Origin of the sequence: Haloferula luteola (genome assembly GCF_014201715.1) — a bacterium.
Lineage (GTDB): Bacteria > Verrucomicrobiota > Verrucomicrobiia > Verrucomicrobiales > Akkermansiaceae > Haloferula > Haloferula luteola.
This window is the reverse complement of record NZ_JACHFD010000011.1, coordinates 14,266-38,515: the sequence shown is the minus strand read 5'-3', so window position 1 is coordinate 38,515 and position 24,250 is coordinate 14,266. Positions and strand designations below refer to the sequence as shown.

Here is a 24,250-nt window from a genome sequence, read left to right as displayed (position 1 = left end):
GCTGCCTAATCTCCCGCCGTGCCCGCGAAAAAAAAATCCGCTGCGAAGAAAAAGGGAACGTCCAAAACTCCTCCCCCATCCCTTCCAGTTTCCCCTCAGCCCGCGTCGTCGATCCAAATTCGCGGTGCTCGCCAGCACAACCTCAAGGACCTCGATCTCGACATCCCCTTAGGCAAACTCACGGTCGTCACCGGTCCCTCCGGCTCCGGGAAGTCCTCGCTCGCCTTCCACACTTTGTATGCCGAGGGCCAACGACGCTATGTGGAGACCTTCTCGCCGTACGTCCGCCAGTTCTTTGATCGCATGGACAAGCCCGATGTCGATCGCATCGACGGCATCCCCCCAGCCATCGCCATCGAGCAAAAAAACCACATCCGCACCACCCGCTCGACCGTCGGCACCCTCACCGAAATCAACGACTACCTGAAACTCCTGTTTGCCCGGGCAGCAACAGGCTTCGACCCCAAAACCGGTGAAGAAATCCACCCGGATAGCCCGGAGTCGGCCGCCGCATGGGCCCACGAGCACCTCCCGGGAGAAGCCGTCCTCATCACCTTCCCGGTTCCCATCCCCGCGGAGACCAAACCCAATGAGCTTTTCCCTTTTCTCAATCAACAGGGCTACCTGCGCATCCTCACGGCAGAAGGAGAAATCCTGCGGACCGACGAACCGGAGTCGGCCCCTGATCTCCTCGCACGCTCCGTTGATGTCATCCAAGACCGCCTAACGGTTTCCTCCAGGACCCGCGCGCGACTGTTCGAAGCCCTCGAGCATGCCTTCCAACTCGGCAAGGGCCATGCCCAGATCACCACGGTCTCTCGCCAAACCCGCCAAGATTTCTCGAGCCTCTGGGAAAATCCCGCCACCGGCTTCACCCTGAGGCCCCCCTCCCCAGCGCTCTTCTCCTTCAACAATCCCTTGGGGGCATGTCCCCACTGCCGCGGTTTCGGACGCGTCATCGGCATCGACCTCAATAAGGCCCTCCCCGACCCTTCCCTCTCCCTCAAACAGGGAGCCGTGAAACCTTTCCAAGGAGAACGAGGTGAAGAATGCCAACGCGATCTCCTCCGCAATTGCCGGGAACGAGGCATCTCCATCACCACGCCCTTTGAAGAACTCTCGGAAGACCTCCAGGAGTGGGTCAAATACGGAGACCGCCCAGATGCCTCCATGGACGAAATGGAAGCACTCTGGCGAGACGGTGGCTGGTATGGCATCAAAGGCTTCTTCGATTGGCTGGAAACCAAGGCCTACAAGATGCACGTCCGCGTCTTTCTCAGCCGTTTCCGTTCCTACACCGCCTGTCCGAAATGCCGGGGCAAACGCCTCCAGCCCGAGGCCCTGTGCTTCAAAGTTGCCGGGAAAACCCTCCCTGAAATGTGGCAGCTCCCCCTCGCCGAATTGCGGCTGCTTTTCCAATCCATGGATCGCAGCCGCCCCACCACCGGCAGCAAGGATTCCCCTATCGACCTCGTCCTCACCGAAATCACCAGCCGGCTCCGGTATCTCGACGAAGTCGGCCTTTCCTATCTCACGCTCGATCGTCCAGCCCGCACCCTCTCTGGGGGTGAAATCGAACGCGTCAACCTCACCACCTGTCTCGGCGCCTCCCTGTCCAACACCCTCTTTGTACTGGATGAGCCGACCGTCGGCCTTCACCCGCGCGACGTCGAGCGCCTCGTCGGCGTCATGCACGACCTGCGCGACAAGGGCAATACTCTCGTCGTCGTCGAGCATGAGGAATCGGTGATGCGCGCCGCCGACGAAATCATCGACATCGGCCCCGCATCCGGCGATCAGGGCGGATCCCTCATTTATCAGGGCCCCGTCCATCATCCCGAAAAGTCTCCTCGCTCGTCCAATCACGGCGTCACGTCAGAACGATCGGAACTCGCCCGGCACCTTCCCGGCACGGGAACACTGCCATGGCTCACCGGCGAGCGTTCCATCGCCCCGCCCAAGACCGTTCGAGAACCGGGGGACGGGTTCCTTCACCTGCGCGGAGCCACCCGCCACAACTTAAAAAAGCTCAATCTCGATCTCCCCCTAGGACTCTTCGTCTGCCTCACCGGAGTGTCTGGATCGGGCAAGTCCACCCTCGCCCACGATGTCCTCTTCGCCAACCTTGCCAAGCGGCTCAAAAAAGACATTCCGGAACTCGATCCCGCGCCCCTCAAAGAACTCCGAGGAACCCAGTACTTGAGTGATGTGCTCATCGTCGATCAATCTCCGCTGGCTCGCACACCGCGATCGACACCTGCCATCCTCCTGGGTGCCTTCAACGAGATTCGACAACTTTTCGCCCAAACTCCCGACGCCAAATCCCGAAACTGCAATACCGGCTTCTTCTCGTTCAACTCCGGAGAAGGGCGCTGCGACCGTTGCTCCGGTGCCGGCTTTGAAAAAGTGGAAATGCAGTTCCTTTCCGACATTCAGGTCACCTGCCCAGACTGCGGCGGACGTCGCTACAAGCCGTCGACCCTCGACATGTTGTATCGCGGAAAATCGATCGCCGATGTCCTCGAGCTGACCATCGATCAAGCCCTCACGTTCTACGCCGACGATCCCTCTTCCACTTCTTCCACCCGCAAACGGCACAGCTCCATTCGGCGCGCCCTGCTCCCCCTGAGCGAAGTGGGCCTCGGATACATCAAGCTCGGACAACCTCTCAACACCCTCTCTGGAGGAGAATCCCAGCGCCTCAAACTGTGCCAGATCATCGCTCAAACAGGTGGCAAAGCCGATGCACGCCACTCACGCTCGAAATTGCTGATCCTTGATGAGCCCACCACTGGGCTTCATTTTTCCGACGTCGAACGGCTGCTCGGAGTGTTCCAACGACTCGTCGATCACGGCCATTCACTCCTCGTCATCGAACACAACCTCGATGTCATTCGCTCGGCCGATTGGCTCGTCGAACTCGGTCCCGGCGCTGGAAAAAACGGCGGGCAAATCGTCGCCGAGGGCCCGCCGGCCCAAGTCGCCAAGCTCGCGACCGAAACCGCACGATTCCTTCGACCGGCCAGCCACTCACCGCGTCCGGACGCATCTCCCACCTCGTCCCCTCCTACCTCAACAGCAGGCGCAGTGATCTCCCTCCGCGGAGCCCGCGAGCACAACCTCAAGAATATTTCCGTCGATATCCCCCGCGATCAGCTGGTCGTCGTCTCCGGCCTCTCCGGCTCGGGCAAATCCACCCTCGCCTTCGATATCCTCTTTGCCGAAGGCCAACGGCGATTCCTGGACTCGATGTCCGCCTATGCCCGCCAATTTGCCGAGCAGCTCGAAAAACCCGACCTCGACCAATTGAGCGGGCTCCCACCCACCGTCGCCATCGAACAGCGAGTTTCCCAAGGCGGCATGAAATCGACCGTCGCCACCGTCACCGAACTCTGGAACTTCATCCGGCTTCTCTACGCCAAACTCGGCACCCGCTACTGCCCCGACTGCCAGGTTCCCGTGGAAAAACAATCGCTCGCTGCCATCGAAAAGAGCATTCGTGAACACCTCAAAAGAGGCCCGGTCGCCCTCCTCGCCCCCGTCATTCGCGGTCGCAAAGGCTACCATAGCGAAGTCGCAGAGTGGGCCCTCAAACAAGGCTTCCAACGCCTTCTCGTCGACGGTCAACTTCGCCAGGCGGAAGGCTTCACCCGCCTCGAGAGATTCAAGGAGCACGACATCGATGTGGTCGTCGCCGAAGTCGCCCAAGCCGAGGTCTCGCGCTCATCCCCAGCTGCCAAAAACCTGGGTGCCTCCCAGGGGCTTGACCCCTCCTCCATTGAGCGCGCCCTTGATATCGGAAAAGGCACTCTCAAAATCATCACCCCAGAAAAGAAAATCGTGGTTCTCTCCACGGAAGCCGCCTGCCCGAGCTGCCGACGCTCCTTCGACGAGCTCGACCCACGCCTGTTTTCTTTCAACTCCCCCCATGGCTGGTGCCCGACCTGCCGCGGACATGGCCGCACTCCCAAACGAGGCCAACGTCTTGACCTTTCCAGGCATGACTCGGTTCTCGCCGCGGAATTGGACGCCGATCGGCAAATCGACCGCATGGATGAAGCCGAATTGATCACCTGCTCCGCCTGCCAAGGTTCCCGCCTCAACCCCGAGTCCCGCGCGGTCCGGCTCGGTTCCACGCCCATCGCAGACCTCGCACACCTTCCCGTTTCCGACGCCACCCGCCATTTCGCCAAAGTTCACTTCACCACGGAGCGCGACCAACTCATCGCCCGCGATATCCTTCCCGAAATCACCCAACGTCTCTCCTTCCTCGACCACGTCGGGCTCGGCTACCTCCAACTCGATCGCTCGGCAAAAACCCTCAGCGGTGGTGAAAGCCAACGCATCCGCCTCGCCGCCCAACTGGGCTCAAACCTTCAAGGCGTCCTCTACGTCCTCGACGAGCCCACCATCGGCCTCCACCCACGCGACAACACCCGTCTCCTCGACACCCTCACCGCACTTCGCGACCGGGGCAACTCCCTCATCATCGTCGAACACGATGAGGACACCATCGCCCGTGCCGATCATCTCATCGACCTCGGCCCCGGAGCCGGTCGTCTTGGTGGTGAAATCGTCTATCAAGGTGCCCCTCCCCAAATCCCGAGTCCGCCCCTCCCCAATGCGCCCCCCTCTCGCAAGAAGAACGAAAACGCCTCCACCACGGCAGTCACGCCCTCCCACGCCGCCGCCTCTCCCACCTATCAGGCCCTCACCCATCCCATTTCTCACCCCATGCGCGGTGAGCGCCGCCCGATCGGCAAAACTCACCCCCTCCTCAAACTCATCGGCTGCCATGCCCACAATTTGAGGTCGATCGATGTGGCCATCCCCTTGGGCCGCCTGACCGTTCTGACCGGCATTTCCGGATCCGGAAAATCCACTCTCATGCACCAATGCCTCGCGGCCGCTTTCGAACGCCAAAACGCCGCCGCCAAAACCTACAAATCCGTCTCCGGCCACAAGGGAATCAAGTCCGTCTACGAAGTCGATCAATCCCCCATCGGGAAAACTTCGCGCTCCTGCCCCGCGACTTACGTCAAAATCTTCGACGACATCCGCAAACTGTTTGCCCAGCTCCCGGAATCCCGCATGCGTGGCTACGATGCTTCCCGTTTTTCCTTCAACACCGGCGGAGGTCGTTGCCCCGTCTGTGAGGGCAATGGCCGCGTGAAACTGGAAATGGACTTTCTCCCCACCACCTGGGTCCCCTGTGAGGCCTGCGACGAACTCCGCTACAATCCCGCCACGCTCGACGTACGGTTCCGGGAAAAGAATATCGGCGAAGTCTTGCGCATGACCATCGAGCAGGCTGCTGCTTTCTTCGAAAGCCAACCTCGGATCGCAAGCCCCCTTCAACTCCTGGCGGATACCGGCCTCGGATATCTCCAGCTCGGCCAACCATCACCCACACTCAGCGGCGGAGAGGCCCAACGCATCAAATTGGTTTCCCAACTCATTCGAGGTCGCTCGGCCAAAGCCCAGCTCACCACCCGGGAACTCAAAACCAGCAACCTCTACTTGATTGAGGAGCCCACCGTGGGACTCCACCTCGAAGACGTCCGGCGACTCATCGACGTCCTCCATCGCCTCGTCGATGAAGGCCACACCGTCGTTGTCATCGAACACCACATGGCGGTTGCGGCCGAAGCCGACTGGATACTCGACCTTGGCCCTGAAGGGGGCGACGGTGGCGGGCTCCTCGTCGCCTCAGGCCCACCAGAGAAAGTCGCTCGATCCAAGAAATCCGCCACCGCCCCTTTCTTGCAGGCCGAACTGGCCCATACCCGAAGCTAGCCACCCGAAGATTTCCCCCGACTTGCGGCACGTCATTCGCTACTTTTCCCGACCATGAGTCTGGATCCGCAACGCACGCTCGCCGAGTTGAAGGAACTGCGCTCCCTCACCGGAGACGAAAATGGGGCCCAGCGCGTGGCTTTTACCGAAACTTGGTCACGCGCCCGCGAGTGGTTTCTGGGACTGCTCGAAGATCTCCCGGTCGAGACACACCGCGATGCGGCCGGGAATCTCTGGAGCACCCTGCGTGGCGAATCCGAGCACGCCTTGCTCATCGGCGGTCATATCGACTCCGTGCCCAATGGCGGCTGGCTCGATGGCTGCCTCAACCTGCTCACAGGAGTCGCCATCCTGCGTCGCCTAGTGGCCGAATACGACGGTTGCCCACCCATCACGATCCGCCTTGTCGATTGGGCTGACGAAGAAGGCGCCCGCTTTGGGAAAAGCCTCTTTGGCTCCTCCGCCTGCTCGGGGAACCTCGATATTGAGGAAGCCCGTGGTCTGATCGATCGAGACGGCATCCCCCTCCCCGAGGCCCTCGCCGCTTGCGGCCTTGACCTTGATGCCGTGCTCACCAGTGGTCGCGAACTCACCCACGCAGCGGCTTACATCGAGCTCCACATCGAGCAAGGTCCCGTCTTGCTCGACCTCGACCTCCCCCTTGGGGCCGTCCTTGGAACTTTCGGTGTCGAGCGCCACGCCATCACATTCCATGGCCAAGCCGCTCACTCGGGCAGCACCCCCATGAATCGCCGCCGGGATGCCCTGCTCGCCGCTGGCAAAATGAGCGCCGATATCTATGCCATCGCCGACCGCAGCGGAGAAGGCGTGTGCACCATTGGCTCCTGCACCACCACACCGGGCATCGTCACCAGCGTGGTCGAAACCTGCCGCATCACCCTCGACCAACGCCACCTCGATGCAGAAAAGCTCTCTTCGATGCTGATTGAGGCCCGCGATGCCTCAACCCGTTTCGCCGAGGAAGGCGGGCTTACCGTGGATTGGGAGCGGCTTTGGCACATCGCCCCTCGCCCCTTTCATCCCGAACTCATCGACCTCTGCGATGAGGCGATTCTAGAAACCTGCGGTGTCTCGCACCGCCTGCCTTCCGGTCCCCTTCACGATGCTGCCGAGATCGCCGCCGCGGGCGTCCCTACCGTGATGATGTTTGTCCAAAGCCTCCATGGCATCAGCCACAACAAGATCGAAGACACCCTGGAAGAGCACATTCTCCAATCGGTAACGGCCTTCGACCGGCTGGCCGACAAGGTCTTGGCATGGATCCGAAGACAAGCCGCCACCCCCTTGTGAGATGGACTTGCCGCGCCGGGAACCGCCCCCTAGCGTCGCGCCATCATGATCGTCGAACCGAAGATCCGAGGTTTTATCTGCACCACCGCGCATCCCGATGGCTGCGCCCAACATGTCGCCGACCAAATCGCCCTCGTCCGCTCACGCGGTCCCGTCGATCACGGCCCAAAGAAGGTCCTCGTGGTGGGATCTTCCACCGGTTACGGTCTTTCCTCGCGCATTGCGGCGGCCTTCGGCTGCGGCGCGGCAACCGTCGGTGTCTTCTTCGAAAAGCCCGGTGAAGAACGTCGCACGGGTACGGCGGGCTGGTACAACTCCGCAGCTTTCGAAAAGGAAGCCCAAGCTGCCGGTCTCTACGCCCGTTCGTTCAATGGCGACGCCTTCTCCGACGAAATGAAACAAACCGTGATCGAGGCCATCAAAGCCGATCTGGGACAAGTCGATTGCGTCATTTACTCCCTCGCCTCCCCACGCCGCACCCACCCGAAATCAGGCGAGACCTTCAAGTCCTGCCTCAAACCCATCGGGCAGACCTACACCAACAAGAATCTCAACACCTCCACCAAGGTCGTCGACGAAGTCACCATCGAACCCGCCAGCCAGGAGGAAATCGATCAGACCGTCGCCGTGATGGGCGGCGAAGACTGGGAAATGTGGATCGACGCTCTGAAAGAAGCCGGCGTGCTCGCCGATGGCGTCGTCACGGTTGCCTACTCCTACATCGGCCCTGAAGTGACCTGGCCCATCTATAAGGACGGCACCATTGGCGCAGCCAAAATCGATCTCGAACGCGCGCAACAAGCCCTCGATGAAAAACTCTCCGAGCTCAGCGGAAAAGCCTGGGTCTCCGTCAACAAAGCGCTCGTCACTCAAGCCTCCTCGGCCATTCCTGTCGTGCCTCTCTACATCTCGCTGCTCTACAAAATCATGAAAGAGCAGGGCACCCACGAGGATACCATTGAGCAAATGGACCGACTGTTCCGCGATCGTCTCTATGGCAAGGCCGACCCCCAGCCCGACGAAGCCGGCCGGATCCGCGTCGACGACTGGGAAATGGAACCAGCGGTTCAGGCTCAAATTGCCGAAGTGTGGGAGGCCGTGAATACCGCCAACCTTTTGGAACTTGCAGATGTCGAAGGCTACGAAAGTTCCTTCCTGCGCCTGTTCGGCTTCGGACTCGATGGCGTGGACTACAGTGCCGACACCGACCCTGCCACCAGCGTCCCTTCTCTCGGCTAAACGCTGGCTCAAGCCCCCTCTATTTACGGACAGTGGGAATCCAATTCCCCTGTCCGTTTGTTTTTCCGCCCCGAGCCCCCCGGACTTCCTCCTAGGGCAAGCCTTCCCGGATCACGCGATCACCTGCCCCGCCATCCCGTGATGGGAAAAGGTCGCCCGCCAGGTCAGGATCAAGCCCTTGAACGTCGGCACCTTCCCCATCTTTTCCTCCCCTCATTTCCGGGCGAGGTCGGACGATTCAAGTCCCTCGATTACGGGGGAAACTCCTGCGGCACTCCTCCCACCGCAGGTCCACGCGACCATATTGCCTTCCCCCCGCAATCGGTCTTTTCACGGAGACACCCTCCGCCCGCAACCGGACGGAACTCCAAACTGTGGGGAAGTCCTTTGGACCTGAGCCTGGAAGGCTTCCCCCTTCGACACCGGCGGGCTTCCTCGGACTCCCCCAGGAGGAACGCCGGTGTCCCCTCTCCACTCGAGGGCAGCATCCTCAATCTCTCATGGAGACAGCTTCCCGCTCATCTGCCATGAGGGATCCCAAATCTGGGCAAATCCATTCTTCCGAGCCGTCGCCTGGCGGATCACTCCCGCGGCAGACAACCCCGTCCAGCGGTGGAACTCAAAACCCGCGGCATCGAGTGCCTCGACCGTCCACACGTTGCAGATCCGAGGGAAATAGTAAGAGTGGGGAGAACGAACCATCTCTCCGCCCCCCCAACTCGAGGGCCCGAGCACCGATGGCACCCCTTGAGCATCGCGCAATGTCGTGAAATTCAAGTAGGCGGCAATGTCTTCACCCGCCGCTTCGGTCGTGAAACCCTGATAGAGCCGCTGATGGTGGCAGACTTCGGGAATGTTGTAGTCGAAAGCGATGATCTCCATCACCGACCGAGACGGCAACGCGAATGCCTGAAACACCTGGCCCGGCGTCAGCCATTCCTTCTGCACATAGGCCGTTTCATCCCCCCAGCTGAAGGCCGCCCAACGGTAGGATTTCACCTCCTCGGGCGGCACATATCCGTGGCGGCGCAACCAGCGAAGATCGAGGATCACCCCCGTGTGCAGGCGGTCCGCAAAGATCACCACCGGCACTGTGCGCGGCTCATCCGCAGGTCGCGCGACTTCCTCTCTTCGGACTGCCTCGCGTTCCCGATCCTTCGGAAACGCGATCATGCAGCCCGGCAACAGGAGCGACGACACCAAGAGCGCCACAAACCGCCACATGCCCGGCATCAATCAGATCGAGATCACTTCACGATCTCCAGCAGCTCGACGTCGAAGACGAGCATGCCACCCGGACGACCACCGCCGGGGTTTTCGCCATAGGCAAGGTCTGCGGGAATCCAGAAGCGGCGCTTCTCACCCACGCCCATCAGCTGGACACCTTCCGTCCAACCCTTGATCACCCCGTTGAGCGGAAACTCAGCCGGCTCATCACGAACCACCGAGCTGTCGAACATTTTGCCATCGGTCGTCCAACCCGTGTAGTGGACCTTCACCGTATCGGTCGCCTTCGGCTTTTCGGCCCCCTCAGGAGCCGCCGTGAGAACCTTCGAAGCCAGACCGCTCTCGGTCTTTGCCGCATCGGCGGGCACTGCGGCCACCTCCTCAGGAGCTTCAGGTGCCGGAGGTGCAGGCTTGAAGGAAATCAATTCCAGCTCAGCCACGATAAAGCCACCGGGCAGACGGGCCTCAGGCAACCAAGCCTTGCGGACTTCACCCGGACCCATATCGCCAAGCATGCCCTTCATTTCAGGCGGCAACTGGGCCAGAGGAACCGTCGGCGGAGTCGGCTGTTGATGCGTATCCTGCAGATCCTGGCCTTCCATCGTGGAACCCTTGAAGTGGAATGTCACCAAGTCCCCCTCAGCCGGCTTGCCTTCCGCGGTGGCGGGCGAAACCTTCTGGAAAGCCACTCCATCGGCAGTCTTTTCCGCATCCGCCGGGACCTTAGGCACTTCCTTGATGCCCAGAAGCTCCACGTCGAAAACCAACAAGCCACCCGGACGACCCCCACCGGGGTTTTCACCGTAGGCAAGATCGGCCGGAATCCAGAAACGACGCTTTTCCCCGACGGTCATCAATTGCAGACCTTCCGTCCAACCCTTGATCACTCCGTTCAGAGGGAAGCTGGTCGGCTGACCCCGCTTCACCGAGCTATCGAAAAGCTTTCCGTCCGTCGTCCAGCCCGAGTAGTGGACCGTCACCGTATCCGTCGCCGTAGGCTTTTGATCGCCCGTGCCAGGAGTGAGAACTTTCGAGGCCAAACCGGATTCGGTTTTTTCGGCATCGGCGGGAGGAGCAGCAACATCAGCAGGAGTTTCAGGCATATTTTCAGCAGGTTGGGCCGCGGGGACTTCCACGGGCGGGGTAACGGCGGATTCCTCCGCGTGCAGGGGGGCAATTGCCGCGGCCATGGCCGCAGCGGCGGTGAATCGGATCCGTTTCTTCATGCTTCGCGGAAGCATCCACGGACGACCGGCGGTGTCAACCGGCGTCCGTTTCCCTTTTTGCCAGCCGGGAATCGACCACAAAGGGGCCAAATGGCAGCAACGAAGCCCCCATCACCATCGCCGCTGTCTTCAACGGGATGCATTTCTCCAGCCAAGCAATGCCCACCAAAAGCAACAGGAGAAGGAACAGAACACCGTGAGCCATCCCCGTTACCTTCACCCAAATCTCCTGGTCGGCCAGATACTTCATCGGCATCGCGACCCCCAATAAAAACAGGAATGACACCGCTTCGATACGGCCAACCCAGCGAATGCGGCCGATGGGATCCTTGAGTGAGGCATGCGACATGCCGCCCCCTCGTGCAGACCTCAGCGAATGTCAACTCGGGCTGACACGAGCTTGTCGTTTCCCGCTTGCCGCCATCTTTCTTCCTCTCATGATGGAATTCTACTCCACCCTTCCCTTTGCATGAAAGTCCCGCGCGCCCTCTGCGCCACTGTCCTCCTTGCCGACACCGCTCCCGGTGCCGGGTTCCAGCTCCAAGAACGTTCCGCTTCTGGCCTCGGCCGCGCCTTTTCCGGTGAAGCGGCCATCGCCGAAGACGCATCGGCTCTCGCTTCAAACCCGGCCGCCATGCTCCTCATCCCCGGGGACAACTCCGTTTCTGTAGGCATCACGGCCGTTCTCCCCAACATTGAATTGCGCGGCATCTATCAAACGGGCGCCACTCGCGTCGCCACTTCCGCGGATGACCTCGCCGAAGACGCCTACATCCCCTTTGTCTACTTCACCCATGCGCTCACCGAGGATCTGGCCATCGGCTTCGGCTCCTTCACCCTCTATGGGCTGTCGACCCAATACCCTCAGTCCTTTGCCGCGCGCATGATGGCGGACAAAAGCGAACTTAAAACCGTCAACCTCAACCCGTCCCTTGCCTGGCGCTTCCTTCCCGGATGGTCCCTCGGCCTCGGCTTCGATGCGGTCTATGCCGATGCCACCTTGTCCTCCTCCATCCCTGTGCCCACCTCGCCCGTGCTCCTCGATACCGCAGGCGATGACTGGGGCTACGGATTCAATGTCGGTGTGCTTTACGAGATCAGCGATCGCACCCGCATCGGCATCCACTATCGTTCAGAAGTCGACTTCACCCTCAAAGGACGAGTCATCTCCGCCGCCATTCCCGCCTTCAATGGGCCTGGCACCGCCGCCCTAACCCTTCCGGACACCCTTGAAATCAGTGGTTATCATGCAATCGACGACCGCTGGGCACTCCACGCCGATGCCCTCTGGACCGGATGGAGCGACTTCCAAACCCTCGCCCCCCAGGTCACCGGCAATCCTCCGGCGGCCCAGCCTCCCGTCACCTCCGAAAACTGGAGCGATGTCTGGAGATTCTCGGTCGGCACCACCTGGAAAGCTTGTGACCCCCTTACCCTCCGCGCCGGGATCGCCTACGACGAATCGCCCGTCGAATCTCGCAACCGCACCCTGCGCATTCCGGATACCGACCGCATTTGGCTGAGTTGCGGCGCCAGTTGGCATTTCAACCCCTGTTGGAATGTCGATTTGGGCTACACGCACCTCTTCACCGACTCCGTCTACCTGAACGAAACCAATCCCGGTGGCAACTTTACCGGCACCGTCTCCGGTGGCAGTCATATCGTTTCCCTGGGCGTTTCTGGAACCTTCTGAGGGAAACCCTCCCCAGCACCCCGGATTCACCGAAACGGCGTGTGTTTTCCATCGCTTCCCCATCGTTCATTCCTATAAATCCCCACCATGCCGCCGCGGATCAAAAAAGTCTTCTCTGTGCCCATCGGGGAGTTTTTCGAACGCCATGGAAGCGAACTTTCGATGTCACTCATCAGTGAGCGGCACGGCTTCGAACGCCCCATCGGCGAACCTGCGCCCAACCGACCAGGCCTCGCCCTCGCCGGATTCTTCTCCTACTTCGCCAAAAAGCGCATTCAGGTGCTGGGCAACTCAGAGATGTCCTATCTGAAAAAGCTCACGCCACAGATGCGCGCCGAACGATTCGGCCGGATGTGCGAGCGAGACATTCCCGCCATCGTCGTCTCCCGTGGCATCCCCGTCCCTCCCGATCTCTTGGAAATCTCCTCCCATCACCACATCCCGGTGTTTTCCACCACGCTGGTGACCATGAACTTCCTCAACGCCGCTACCCTCAAATTGGAGGCGGAATTCGCACCATCGACGACGCTTCACGGCTGCATGGTCGATATCCGGGGCATCGGAGTCCTCATCATGGGTAAGAGCGGCAGCGGCAAAAGCGAGACCGCCATCGGCCTCCTCGAACGCGGAGCCGCCCTCGTCGCCGATGACATGGTCCGCGTTCGCTGGGCCAATGGCGAACTCACCGCCAGCGCACCAGAGCTTTCCCGCGGCTATATCGAAATTCGTGGCATCGGCATCGTCAACGCCGCCAACCTGTTCGGCCTCACCTCCATTCGCCCCGAAAAACGCCTCGATCTCGTCGTCACCCTCACGACCCATGGTGACCTCAATGAGGTCGACCGCGTCGGCATCCAACAGAAGACCTTCGAGGTTCTCGGTCAACCGGTTGCCATGGTCGAAATCCCCGTGGCGCCCGGTCGCGATACCGCCCGCATGGTCGCCATCGCTGCCCTCCACCAGCAACTCCGGCGACTCGGATACAACATGGCCGATGAGTTCAACGAACGTCTGCTCCAACACATGTCACGTAACAACCCGACGAGGGAGCTTTGAAAAATCCCTTGGCCAACCTCACCGCCTCTCCCTAGACTTCCGCCGCCCCAAGGCAATTTACCCTGATGGTCCAACGAGCATTCACCATCCAAAACAAGCTGGGAATCCACGCCCGGCCTGCCGCCCAATTCGTCAAAACCGCAAGCCGTTTCACCTCCGAAATTCGGGTGGAGAAAGACGGCGAGGAGGTTGATGGCAAGAGCATTATGGGCCTGATGATGCTCGCTGCCGGGCATGGCTCCGTCATCACGGTTTTCGCTGAAGGCGATGACGCCCAATCCGCCATGGATGCACTGGCTGACCTCGTTGAGCGCAAGTTCGAGGAAGATTAATTCTTCTTTTCCCTCCCCCCTCCGTCGACCAGCATCGCGCTGGTGAAGGACAATACGAGGCGACAAGAAACGGAGGAGCGGGTACTCCAAGGTACCGCCGTTTCACGGGGCATCGGCATCGCCCCGCTCCATGTTGTCGCCCGTGGGTTTTCCGCTCCGGAAGTCTACTCCATCACCGATGTCGACGCGGAGCGCGAGCGCTTCAAGGAAGCCCTCGACATCACGAAGGGCCAACTTTCCGCCCTCCAGAAACGCATTGAGGCCATTTCCGGCGAGAAAGAGAGCCGGATCTTTGAGGCGCACCTCATGATGCTGGAAGACAAGGCCATCGTTGACCGCGTCAACGAAGCCATTGCCGAGCGCAAACAAAACGCCGAGTTCGCTCTCTACGCCATCGCCCAGAACTTCCTCGAAGCGATGCGCCGGGTCCCCGATCCCTATCTCCGCGAGCGAACCGCCGACATCGAGGATGTTTGCCAACGGGTCCTTCGCAATTTTTCTCACGAGGAACCTCGCGACGGAGCCCCGCTCGATCACCACATCCTCGTCGCCTACGACCTCACCCCCTCTGACACGGCCTCCATGGATCGGCGCCAGCTCCAAGGCTTCGCCACCGAGATGGGCAGCGTCAATTCCCATACCGCCATCCTCGCCCGCTCTCTCGGCATCCCTGCCATCGTTGGCCTGCAAGGTGCCGTCCTCGAAACCCGCGCCCTTACCCCCGCCATCATCGATGGCTACAGCGGCAAGCTGATCCTCTATCCCACTCCGGAAACCCTCCTCCATTACGAGGCCCTCCGCTCCGAAAAGGAACGCGTCCGGCATCGTCTCGAAGCCCAGCGCAATCAAGAAGCCGTCACCACCGATGGCCGCAAGATCACCCTTTCCGCCAACATCGAGCTCGTCAAAGAGCTCCCCTACGTCAAACACAGTGGCGCTCGTGGCGTCGGTCTCTACCGAACAGAATTCCTTCTGCTCGAAGGAGAACAAATCCCTGGCGAGGAATCTCAAACGAAAATCTACACCGAACTCGCTCGCTCCCTCGCTCCCGACCCGGTCATCATCCGGACCCTGGATGCTGGAGGCGACAAGCTCCCCGTTGAACCTCTCCTCGAACCGGAGCCCAATCCTTTCCTCGGATGGCGGGGCATTCGCGTCTCGCTCGACCGCCCAGCAATGTTCAAAGAACAGCTTCGGGCAATTCTCCGAGCCAGTGCCCATGGCAAGGTTTCTGTCATGTTCCCCCTGATTTCCGGAATCATGGAACTCCGCCGCGCCAAGGATCTCGTCAAAGAATCGATGGACGAACTCGCGGCACGCGACATCCCTTTCGATGAGAACATCGACATCGGTGTCATGATCGAGCTGCCTTCGGCTGCCATCATTGCCGACCTCATCGCACCGGAGGTCGATTTCTTCTCCATCGGCACCAACGACCTCATTCAGTACACCGTCGCGGCAGACCGAGTGAACTACCGCGTCGCCGACCTTTATCGCCCCACTCATCCTGCGGTCATTCGCCTGATCAAACGCACCATTGATGCTGCCGTCCAAAACGGCATCTGGACGGGTGTCTGTGGTGAAATGGCTGGAGACCTCCGCCTGACGCCTCTCCTGCTTGGTCTCGGCGTCGAAGAACTCTCTGTCGGACCTCATCAAGTTCCTCGGGTCCGCCACGCCATTCGCGCTTTGTCCCATGCCGAATGTGCAGCCATGGCGGACGAAGCGCTGCGCACTCCTCTCAGTCGAGACACCCTCGAACTCACCTCCGACCTCGCGATGAGATACTATCGCGAGTTGATCGATTGATCGACGGATCGACGGATCGACGGATTCCGAACTCGGCACCACCTTCGGACTGCGGTGACACGTCACCGCTTTCCCAAAACCCTCGCCCCCACCTCAAACACCACCCCGGAGCCGACACGTCGGCTCCGCCCTCCACCATCCGCCCCACCCCAAACCTTTTCGGACTGCGGTGACACGTCACCGCTTTCCCAGAACCCTCGCCCCCACCCCAAACACCACCCCGGAGCCGACACGTCGGCTCCGCCCTCCACCATCCGCCTCACCCCAAACCTTTTCGGACTTTGGTGACACGTCACCGCTTTCCCAAAACCCTCGCCCTCATCGGACGCCGGTCCCCCATCCTACGAACCACCCACCATCTTGGGCGGAACCAAAAACACCAACCTCCCCCCGCGCCTAGGAGGCATCACCTCCAGCCCCACCAGCGCCCCCTTCTTCACCTCCACCCCTCCCCGGCATTCGATCCAGCTTTCCACCAGCATCGAAAAATCCGGCTCGTGTCCCACGATCATTACTCTTTCAAACTCACTGAACGCTGCCAGCTCTCGCATGGCTTCCTCGGGATTCATCCCGCAGTCCAGCCATGACTGAATCACCGGCGCCCCCAATCCCACCTCATCGCAGAAGTGTTCAGCCGTCTCCTTTGCTCGGATTCGAGGGCTGCTCAGAACCACCTCCGGCAGTCGATCCAGCCCGCCCAGCAAACGCGCTGCCCGCCGCGCCTGGCGCATCCCTTTGTCCACCAGTCGACGATCAAAATCGCCTTCCGACCGGTGGTCTTCGGCCTTTCCGTGACGCAGCAGAATCAGCTCCATGGTTCTCCTTATTGCATGGTCATCCCGCCATCCACCGCCATCACCTGACCCGTGATGTAGCGTGCTCCGGGACCCGCGAGAAACAATACCAGCTGGGTCACATCCTCGACCTTGCCAAAACTCCCGAGCGGAATCTTCGCCATGATGTCCTCACGCACCTTTTCAGGGAGCACATCCGTCATGTCCGTCGAGATAAATCCAGGCGCGATGGCATTGCAGGTCACGGCTTTACCCGCCAGCTCACGAGCCACGGATTTGGTGAAACCAATCAAGCCCGCCTTGCTCGCCGCATAGTTCGCTTGGCCCGCATTGCCCATCAAACCGATCACCGAAGCTATATTCAAAATCCGACCCTGATCCGACTTCATGATCGGCCGCATGAATGCCTTCACCGTGTTGAACGCGCCCTTCAAATTGGTATCAAGCACCGCCATCCAGTCCTCATCTTTCATCCGCATCAACAAGCCATCGCGGGTCACCCCTGCATTGTTCACCAAAATATCGACGGACCCAAAATCCGCCAAAACCTGTTTGCCCAACGCTTGCACGGCCTCGTGATCCGCCACGTCCACCGCATAGGCCTTTGCCGCACCCGGGAAATCCGCATGGATCGCCTCTGCTGTCGCCCCACAACTGGATTCACTTCGGCTGATCACCGCCACCTTCGCACCCCGCTCGGCCAATGCCCGCGCGATCGCTCCGCCAATACCCCGACCACCACCGGTCACGACCGCCACTTTTCCTTCAAAGGATTGCATGCCCCGAGGCTGCGCATCCGGCCATCGGATGCAATGGGAAACTCCTCCAGTCAGTCCAACCCCGCATTTCCGTGACGAATTCGCCACCAAACAATCCACCACCTCTCTGAATCCCCTTCTAACCTGATCGGGTTACCCTCGGGGGACCGTCCCAAGATCGGCACCCTGAGGTCTTCTTTCATTCCACGTCTCGGCAAAACCCACCCGACTCATGGCACAACCCAAAGGTCTTCTCCTCTCCGCCCTCTTCGCGATTCTCTCGTCCCATCTCCCCGCCCAGACCCACGGCTTGTCCGAGCGTCCTACTGTGGGCCCCTATTGGGACGGAACCTTCCCAACAGAGCCTCCGGCCATCCCCACGGACTATTCGACGGTTCTCGCCTTTCCCAACCTCACATTTCTCAATCCCGTCGGCCTGACCTCCATCCCCGGCACTCAACGACTCATTGTCTGGGAAAGGGAAGGGAAAATCTGGTCCTTCGAGAACGATCCCGAGACCACCGAGAAAACTCTGGTCATCGACCTCTCAGGAAACACTCAGGGGTGGGACGACTCGGGGATGCTCGCCGTCGCCCCTCACCCGGATTTCCAAAACAACCGCCAGATCTTTGTCTACTACAACTGGCGTGGTGGCATCTCGGGTGCCAGTGGTGACCTCGGCCCGGTTCTCGGCGATGCCAACAATCGCCCTCCCACCGCCACCCCAACTCGTGACCGCCTGTCGCGCTTCACGCTCGACGCCACCTACCAAGCCGACCCCAACGACGAATACGTCGTCATCGACCAACAGGACGCCACCGTATGGCACAATGGTGGCGGCATGTTCTTCCACCCCGACAACGGATTTCTCTACCTCACCAATGGTGACGATGCCAATCCCGGTCGCAACGGCCAAGTCATCGATACCGGACTATTCTCCGGTGTCCTGCGCATCGATGTGGACCAGCGGGGCGGCGACATCAGCCACCCCCCCACCGTCCGAGCCATCAATGAAATCAGCCCGGACTGGCCCCGCTATTTCATCCCCAATGACAACCCCTTCGTAGGCCAACCCGAAGCCCTCGAAGAGTTCTATGCCCTCGGTCTGCGCAGCCCCCACCGCATGACTGTCGACGCCATTACAGGACGGATTTTCATCGGCGACGTCGGCGCGGAAGCCCGCGAAGAGATCAGCGTGATCGAACCGGACGATCCTCCCGGCCTGAATTTTCAGTGGCCCAGAATTGAAGGCAATACCGGAGACCTCACCCCTCCGTATCCCGGCATCAGCAAGCGCCCCATCATCGACTACCCTCACGGCACTGGCGACGGCAGCTGCGTCATCGGTGGCTACGTCTACCGAGGTAGCCGCTTCCCCGAACTCTTCGGAAAATATCTCTTCGGCGACAACATGAGCGGAATCGTCTGGTATCTCGACGAAAGCGTCTCTCCCGCCACCAAGGTACCTCTCGCCATCCTTCCCGACGGACCCGGTCCGAATTCTGGTAACGACTATCGGGGCCTCGGCTCCTTCGGCACCGACGCCCAGGGAGAAATCTACCTCTGCCAACTCAGTAGCACCGAGGGACGCATCTACAAACTTGATCGAGGAGCCACCGAACCCGGCGAACCGCTTCCAGCAACTCTCAGCGCCACCGGAATTTTTCAGAACCTTACGACTCTGGAACCCGGCGATCAGCTGATCCCCTACGAAATCAATGCTCCATTCTGGTCGGACGGCGCCGTCAAAACTCGATTCGCGATGATCCCAGCCGGCACCACCGTTGGATTTCACGCCACAGGAGGATGGGATTTTCCACCCGGCAGTGTCTTTGTGAAACACTTCCAATTGCCTGTGGACGCCTCCAATCCCAGCATCCTGCGCAACCTCGAAACCCGCGTCTTGGTCGTGAAGGAAGACGGCGAAGTTTACGGTGCCACTTACAAATGGCGCGCCGATCAGACGGAGGCAGACTTGCTCGACGGATCCCTGGCGGAAAGTGTGACCATCACCACCGACCCTTGGGACGCCCTCACCTCCGTGGACATCGGCAATCCCACCTATCCAGGCTCTACTTCCCGCAATGGCAATCTCGTGACCATCCACGCCGGTGGCACCGACATTTGGAACACCTCCGATCAATTCCACTTCGCTCACCAGACCCGCACCGGGGACTTCGACGTCGCCGTACGGGTCGAAAGTGTCGTCCAATCCGACCTCTACACCAAGTCCGGCCTGATGGTTCGGGACTCCTTGGCGCCCGATGCCCGCCACATCATGGCATTGGTCTTTCCAAGCAACGCGGAGCGCAACAACAACACGGGCGGCTACGAATTCCAGTACCGAGCCACCACCGGAGGCAATGCCACGGCCCTGTATCCTCCCCTCCCCCAACCCACCGTCAGCTACCCGAACACCTGGCTACGCCTCCAACGGAGCGGAGATACCTTCATCGCCTATTCCGGCAGCGATGGCTTCACCTGGATGGAGTATGCTCGCGTCACTCTCGATTTCCCCGATTCCGTAGAATTCGGCCTCGCCGTCACCGCCCATACTGCAGATGCCGAAACCACCGCCCGTTTCGAGGTCGGCACCCGCCGTCAGCCATGGTACTACCCAAGCCGTAGCGATTGCCTCACCTGCCACAACCCCCAGGCTGGAGGCGCCCTTGGACTCAACACCCGGCAGTTCAATCGCACCCTCGAATATCCCAATGGAATCACCGACGAGCAGCTGCTCGCATGGGACCATGTTGGCCTCTTCGATACCCCTCTCAGCGCAGCCGACCTCGCCACCTTCGACCGGCTTCACGACCACGACGACACCACCTCCACCCTTCAGCAACGAGCCAAGTCCTACCTCGATTCCAACTGTGCCTACTGCCACCGCCCAAATGGCGTTCAGGCATTCTGGGACGCCCGCTACGATGCCGAATTTTCCGAGCAGGGCATCTACTATGGAATGCTCGTCAACGAACTTGGAGATGCCGACAATCGCGTCGTAGTTCCCGCCGATCTCGACCACTCCGTGCTCTATCGACGAGTCAATACCAACGGCGAGATCCATATGCCTCCTCTCGCCCGCAATCGCATCGACGAGGAAGGCGTCGCCATGCTTGCGGAATGGATCCTTTCCCTCCCCGAAGAAGAAGTCGCCGCCCCCACTCAGCTCACCGCACTCCCCACCTCCAACTCGACAGTCGAACTGGCCTGGGCCGACCTCTCAGACAACGAACAGGGATTCGTCATCGAACGTTCCATCGCCGGAGGCGCGTTCGGAATACTTGGCTATGTCGATCCGGGTTCCACCCGCTTCATCGATACGGCTGCCGCGCCCTTCCAGGAAAACACCTATCGCGTCAAAGCCTACGGCGAATACGTCCAGTCGGACCCGTCCAACTCCGCCACGGCCATCCCCGATGTCGGCCCGCCCGCTCCCGAGATCCAACTCGCCGGACTCGGCACCGAAATTTTCCACGCCGATCTCGTTCCTGATCTCCTCGATGGCACCGATTTTGGCGTCGTCACGGCAGAGACCGGTCCCGTGACCCGGACCTTCACCCTGAGAAACCTCGGCAACCTTCCTCTCCAGCTCACCACCACACCCGCGGTGACGCTTCAAGGCCCGGGATCCCCCTCCTTCTCTCTCACGATCACTCCAGAATCTCCCATCGCCGCCCGCTCCGAAACCACCTTCTCCATCACCTTCGACCCCATCGGAGCGTCCCGTCAGGAGGCCACGGTCTCCATCGCATCCAATGATCCGGATGAGCCCCTTTTCACCTTCGCCATTGCGGGCACGCCCCTTGATGTCGGGCTCGTCGCCTGGTGGCGATTGGATGATGGATCCGGGACCACCGCCATGGATGCGACGGGTGCCGGTCACAATGGCACCTTCTCTGCCCCCCTCCCCGTATGGAACTCAGCGGGCCACCTTGGGGGATCCCTGACCTTCTCCGGCGAACAAGGTCAAAGCCTCGAAGTGCCCTCGCATCCCGACCTCAATCCCACCACGGCCCTCACCCTCACCGCTTGGGGATTGGCCGCCGATTGGTCCGGAAACCGGCGCATCATTCAGAAAAGCACCAACGACAACCAATATCGACTCCTCGCCGAAGGAGGGGCCCTCGTTTTCGAAATCACCAACATAGGCCGCATCGAATCCGCGCTCCCTTCCGCGGGGAGCTGGCACCATTTTGCCGCCACCTACGATGGCTCTCTCATGATCCTCTATGTCGACGGCATTCCGGTAGCCTGGGACGAAGCCAGCGGAGCCATCCCCACGACCAATGATCCCCTTTGGATCGGCACCAAAACTCCCAACTCCATTGCCGGGGACCACTGGTCCGGGGACCTCGACGAAATCCGTCTCTACAACCTCGCCCTCTCCGGCGCGGACATCGCGGCGCTGGCCGAAGCCAGTCTCGACAGCGGGCTGGTCGCTCACTGGCCCCTTGATGCCAGTTCTGGGACCGTCGCCCGCGACACCTCTGGACGAGGCCACCACGGCACCCTCACCAGCCCCTACCCAAGCTGGGTCGACGACGGCCGCCTCGGCCAAGCTCTCGCCTTTGATCACTCCATCGGCCAATCCGTCACCGTCGCCTCTACCGATGCCCTCAACCCTCCCGTCGCCATCAGCATTTCCGCATGGGTCCGGGCCAACAACTGGATCGACAATGGACGCATCCTTCAGAAGGGATCGAGCGACAACCAATACCGCTTTCACGCCGAAAATGGCTTCTTTATTTGGCAACTCGCAGGCATCGGCCGCCTCGAAGCTCCCCTGCCGGACACCGGTCGCTGGGTTCACGTCGCCGCCACCTTCGACGGCTTGCACATGATCCTCTACTACGACGGAGAGGAAATCGCTTCCGCCGACCACTCCGGACTCCTGGCATCCAGTACCGATCCCCTTTATCTCGGCACCAAACTTCCCAATGGATCCGGAAAAAACACTCTCGATGGTGATTTGGATGATGTCCGGCTCTACGCACGAGCCCTAACCTCCAAAGAACTCGCCACTCTCGCTGTCCAAGGAAGTCGACTCTCCCTCACCGCGACGGACTCCCTCGCCCGCCGTGGCACAGGAGACACCGCCGAGTTCACCCTGAGCCGGACTGGCCCCACCACCCACGCCCTCGAAATCCCTCTTTCTTTTGAGGAAAGCGCCACTTCGGCCACTCCCGGAATCGACTTCACCACCTCCCCCCTCACCTCATACTTCCTCATCCCTGCCGGAGCCTCCAGTGCCACACTGCGGGTCACTCCGCTCGATGCGACCCATCCCACTGGCCCACGAACCCTCACTCTGATCGCCGAGGAAATCGATGGCTATACCGCCGATCCCGCCAGTGCCACCGCGGTTCTCGAAGATTCTCCCGTCAACGAATGGAAAATCGAATCCTTCGGCGGCCTAACAGGCGCGGCAAGCGATCAAGCCGCCGATGATGCTGATCCCGACGGTGATGGCCTCGACAACCTTCTCGAAGCAGCCCTCGGCACCCACCCTCTGCATGCCGACACCGATGTCCTGCCTGCGCCAGCACTCCGTGAGATCGACGGAATCCGTTACCTGACCTCGACCTACCGACGCCCCCACCCGGCTCTTGAAGGACTGAGCTACTGGCACCAAACCGGCACCCACCTCGGCACCGATTGGCAACCCGCCATGCTCCTTCCCGGCTATCCGCTCGACCATGGAGATGGCACCGAAACCGTCATTTTCGCCTCTCCAACTCCCATCCCGGAAGCCCCTCGACAGTTCCTCAGACTCCGTGTCAGCCGCCCCTAATTCCGCTTGGCCTTCTCCCTGACGCCGTTACGGTTCCGCGCATGTCGTCCCCGAAACTGTTCGCACCCGGTCCCATCGATGTTTCGCCCGAGACCTACGCGGCGATGTCCCGCACGATGATCGGGCACCGCGGCAAGGACTTCGAGGCCCTCTACGCCTCGCTTCGCCCCGGCCTCCAGGAAATCGTCGGCACCACCCGCCCCGTCTTTCTTTCCACCTCCTCCGCCTGGGGCGTGATGGAGGGAGCGCTCCGCAATCTCGTCCGTGAAAAGGTTCTCTGTCTGTGCTGCGGCGCCTTTTCCGACAAGTGGTTCAGCGTCGCCAAAAGCTTAGGCTATCAAGCTGACAAAGTTCAGGTCGAATGGGGACAGGCCATCGATCCGGAACTCGTCCGCGCGAAATTGGAAGAGGGTGGTTTTGACACCGTGACCTTCATCCATTCGGAAACTTCCACTGGAGTTCTCAATGACCTCGAAGGCGTGGCCAAGGTCGTCAAGTCGTTCCCCGATACCCTGCTGATTGTCGATACCGTTTCATCACTTTCCACCGTTCCGGTGAAATTCGACGAGCTCGGGATCGACGTCATGATTGCCGGTGTCCAAAAGGCTCTGGCCCTTCCGCCCGGCCTCGCCGTGTTCGCCGTTTCCGAAGCCGCCATGGCTCGGGCTGCCGCCACCTCGAACCGCGGTTACTACTTTGATTTCTTGGAGTTCGCCAAGAACGACGAAGCGAATAACACGCCTTCCACCCCGGCGATCTCCACTCTTTTCGGGCTCCAATACATCTTGAGCAAGATTGCCGAAGAAGGCCTTGAAAATCGCTTCGCCCGCCATGCTCGGACCAATGCCATGATCCACGCTTGGGGAGCCAAGCACGGCTTCGAGATTTTTGCCCAGCCAGGGCATCAGTCCCAGGCTCTTACCTGCTTCACCACTCCCGAAGATTTTGATCTCCCTGGTTTCATCAAGGCGCTCAAGGAGAAGCACGGCTTCCTCATCAATGGCGGCTACGGCAAAATCAAGGGCCTCACATTCCGGATCTCCAACATGGGCAATGAAACCGAAGCGACGATGCAGGAACTCATCGACGCCATGGACGAGGTCCTCGCTGGATAGCCACCCCCCTCTCGGACTGCGGTGACACGTCACCGCTTTCCCCTTCCAGCTTCTCCCTCCCCATCACCCTCCCCGGAGCCGACACGTCGGCTCCGCCCTC

General features: G+C 60.6%; 14 protein-coding genes. 9 read left to right on the top strand and 5 right to left on the bottom strand.

Going from position 1 to position 24,250, the window contains the following annotated elements; translation table 11 throughout:
* Window positions 1–18 precede the first annotated feature (18 nt).
* Genes uvrA through fabV form a run of 3 tightly spaced genes read left to right on the top strand, consistent with a single transcriptional unit; the run spans window position 19 to window position 8,346 of the window.
* A complete protein-coding gene (gene uvrA / locus HNR46_RS21410; RefSeq protein WP_343076037.1) occupies window positions 19–5,796 on the top strand; it encodes an excinuclease ABC subunit UvrA in 5,778 nt (1,925 codons plus the stop codon).
* Window positions 5,797–5,850: 54 nt separating this feature from the next.
* Window positions 5,851–7,107, top strand: coding sequence for a hydantoinase/carbamoylase family amidase (locus tag HNR46_RS11690; protein ID WP_184018990.1), 1,257 nt, complete (start codon window positions 5,851–5,853; stop codon window positions 7,105–7,107).
* A 45-nt stretch (window positions 7,108–7,152) separates the two neighbouring features.
* Window positions 7,153–8,346, top strand: a complete 1,194-nt coding sequence (fabV, locus tag HNR46_RS11685) for an enoyl-ACP reductase FabV (RefSeq protein WP_184018988.1) — start codon at window positions 7,153–7,155, stop codon at window positions 8,344–8,346.
* A 498-nt stretch (window positions 8,347–8,844) separates the two neighbouring features.
* On the opposite strand, the gene HNR46_RS11680 is transcribed toward fabV, so the two are convergent.
* The 3 genes from HNR46_RS11680 to HNR46_RS11670 are packed head-to-tail and all read right to left on the bottom strand — an operon-like array spanning window position 8,845 to window position 11,148.
* Window positions 8,845–9,570: a DUF2459 domain-containing protein gene (locus tag HNR46_RS11680; RefSeq protein ID WP_221285134.1), complete on the bottom strand. Its 726-nt coding sequence runs from the start codon at window positions 9,568–9,570 to the stop codon at window positions 8,845–8,847.
* A 23-nt stretch (window positions 9,571–9,593) separates the two neighbouring features.
* On the bottom strand, window positions 9,594–10,799 hold the full coding sequence (locus tag HNR46_RS11675) for an FKBP-type peptidyl-prolyl cis-trans isomerase (RefSeq protein ID WP_246418061.1): 1,206 nt from the start codon (window positions 10,797–10,799) through the stop codon (window positions 9,594–9,596).
* Window positions 10,800–10,833: 34 nt separating this feature from the next.
* Window positions 10,834–11,148: a DUF3817 domain-containing protein gene (locus HNR46_RS11670; RefSeq protein WP_184018984.1), complete on the bottom strand. Its 315-nt coding sequence runs from the start codon at window positions 11,146–11,148 to the stop codon at window positions 10,834–10,836.
* Window positions 11,149–11,268: 120 nt separating this feature from the next.
* Between HNR46_RS11670 and HNR46_RS11665 the strand changes: the two genes are divergently transcribed.
* The 4 genes from HNR46_RS11665 (at window position 11,269) to ptsP (ending at window position 15,689) form a co-directional block, all read left to right on the top strand.
* Window positions 11,269–12,492: an OmpP1/FadL family transporter gene (locus tag HNR46_RS11665; protein WP_184018982.1), complete on the top strand. Its 1,224-nt coding sequence runs from the start codon at window positions 11,269–11,271 to the stop codon at window positions 12,490–12,492.
* An 87-nt stretch (window positions 12,493–12,579) separates the two neighbouring features.
* The gene (gene hprK, locus HNR46_RS11660; RefSeq protein WP_184018980.1) at window positions 12,580–13,548 is read left to right on the top strand and encodes an HPr(Ser) kinase/phosphatase; all 969 of its coding nucleotides are present in this window, start codon (window positions 12,580–12,582) and stop codon (window positions 13,546–13,548) included.
* Window positions 13,549–13,613: 65 nt separating this feature from the next.
* A complete protein-coding gene (locus tag HNR46_RS11655) occupies window positions 13,614–13,880 on the top strand; it encodes an HPr family phosphocarrier protein (protein ID WP_184018978.1) in 267 nt (88 codons plus the stop codon).
* Window positions 13,881–13,922: 42 nt separating this feature from the next.
* Complete coding sequence (ptsP, locus tag HNR46_RS11650; RefSeq protein WP_184018976.1) at window positions 13,923–15,689, top strand: phosphoenolpyruvate--protein phosphotransferase; 1,767 nt, start codon at window positions 13,923–13,925, stop codon at window positions 15,687–15,689.
* Between the two features lie 341 nt (window positions 15,690–16,030).
* Here the strand turns inward: ptsP and HNR46_RS11645 are convergent, their stop codons facing one another.
* Window positions 16,031–16,504: a SixA phosphatase family protein gene (locus HNR46_RS11645; protein ID WP_184018974.1), complete on the bottom strand. Its 474-nt coding sequence runs from the start codon at window positions 16,502–16,504 to the stop codon at window positions 16,031–16,033.
* An 8-nt stretch (window positions 16,505–16,512) separates the two neighbouring features.
* Window positions 16,513–17,262: a 3-oxoacyl-[acyl-carrier-protein] reductase gene (gene fabG / locus HNR46_RS11640; protein ID WP_184018972.1), complete on the bottom strand. Its 750-nt coding sequence runs from the start codon at window positions 17,260–17,262 to the stop codon at window positions 16,513–16,515.
* A 211-nt stretch (window positions 17,263–17,473) separates the two neighbouring features.
* Between fabG and HNR46_RS11635 the strand changes: the two genes are divergently transcribed.
* Together HNR46_RS11635 and HNR46_RS11630 are read left to right on the top strand one after the other, a co-directional pair.
* Window positions 17,474–23,035, top strand: coding sequence for a LamG-like jellyroll fold domain-containing protein (locus HNR46_RS11635; protein ID WP_184018970.1), 5,562 nt, complete (start codon window positions 17,474–17,476; stop codon window positions 23,033–23,035).
* 41 nt (window positions 23,036–23,076) lie between these two features.
* A complete protein-coding gene (locus HNR46_RS11630; RefSeq protein WP_184018968.1) occupies window positions 23,077–24,150 on the top strand; it encodes a pyridoxal-phosphate-dependent aminotransferase family protein in 1,074 nt (357 codons plus the stop codon).
* The last annotated feature ends 100 nt before the right edge of the window (window positions 24,151–24,250 follow it).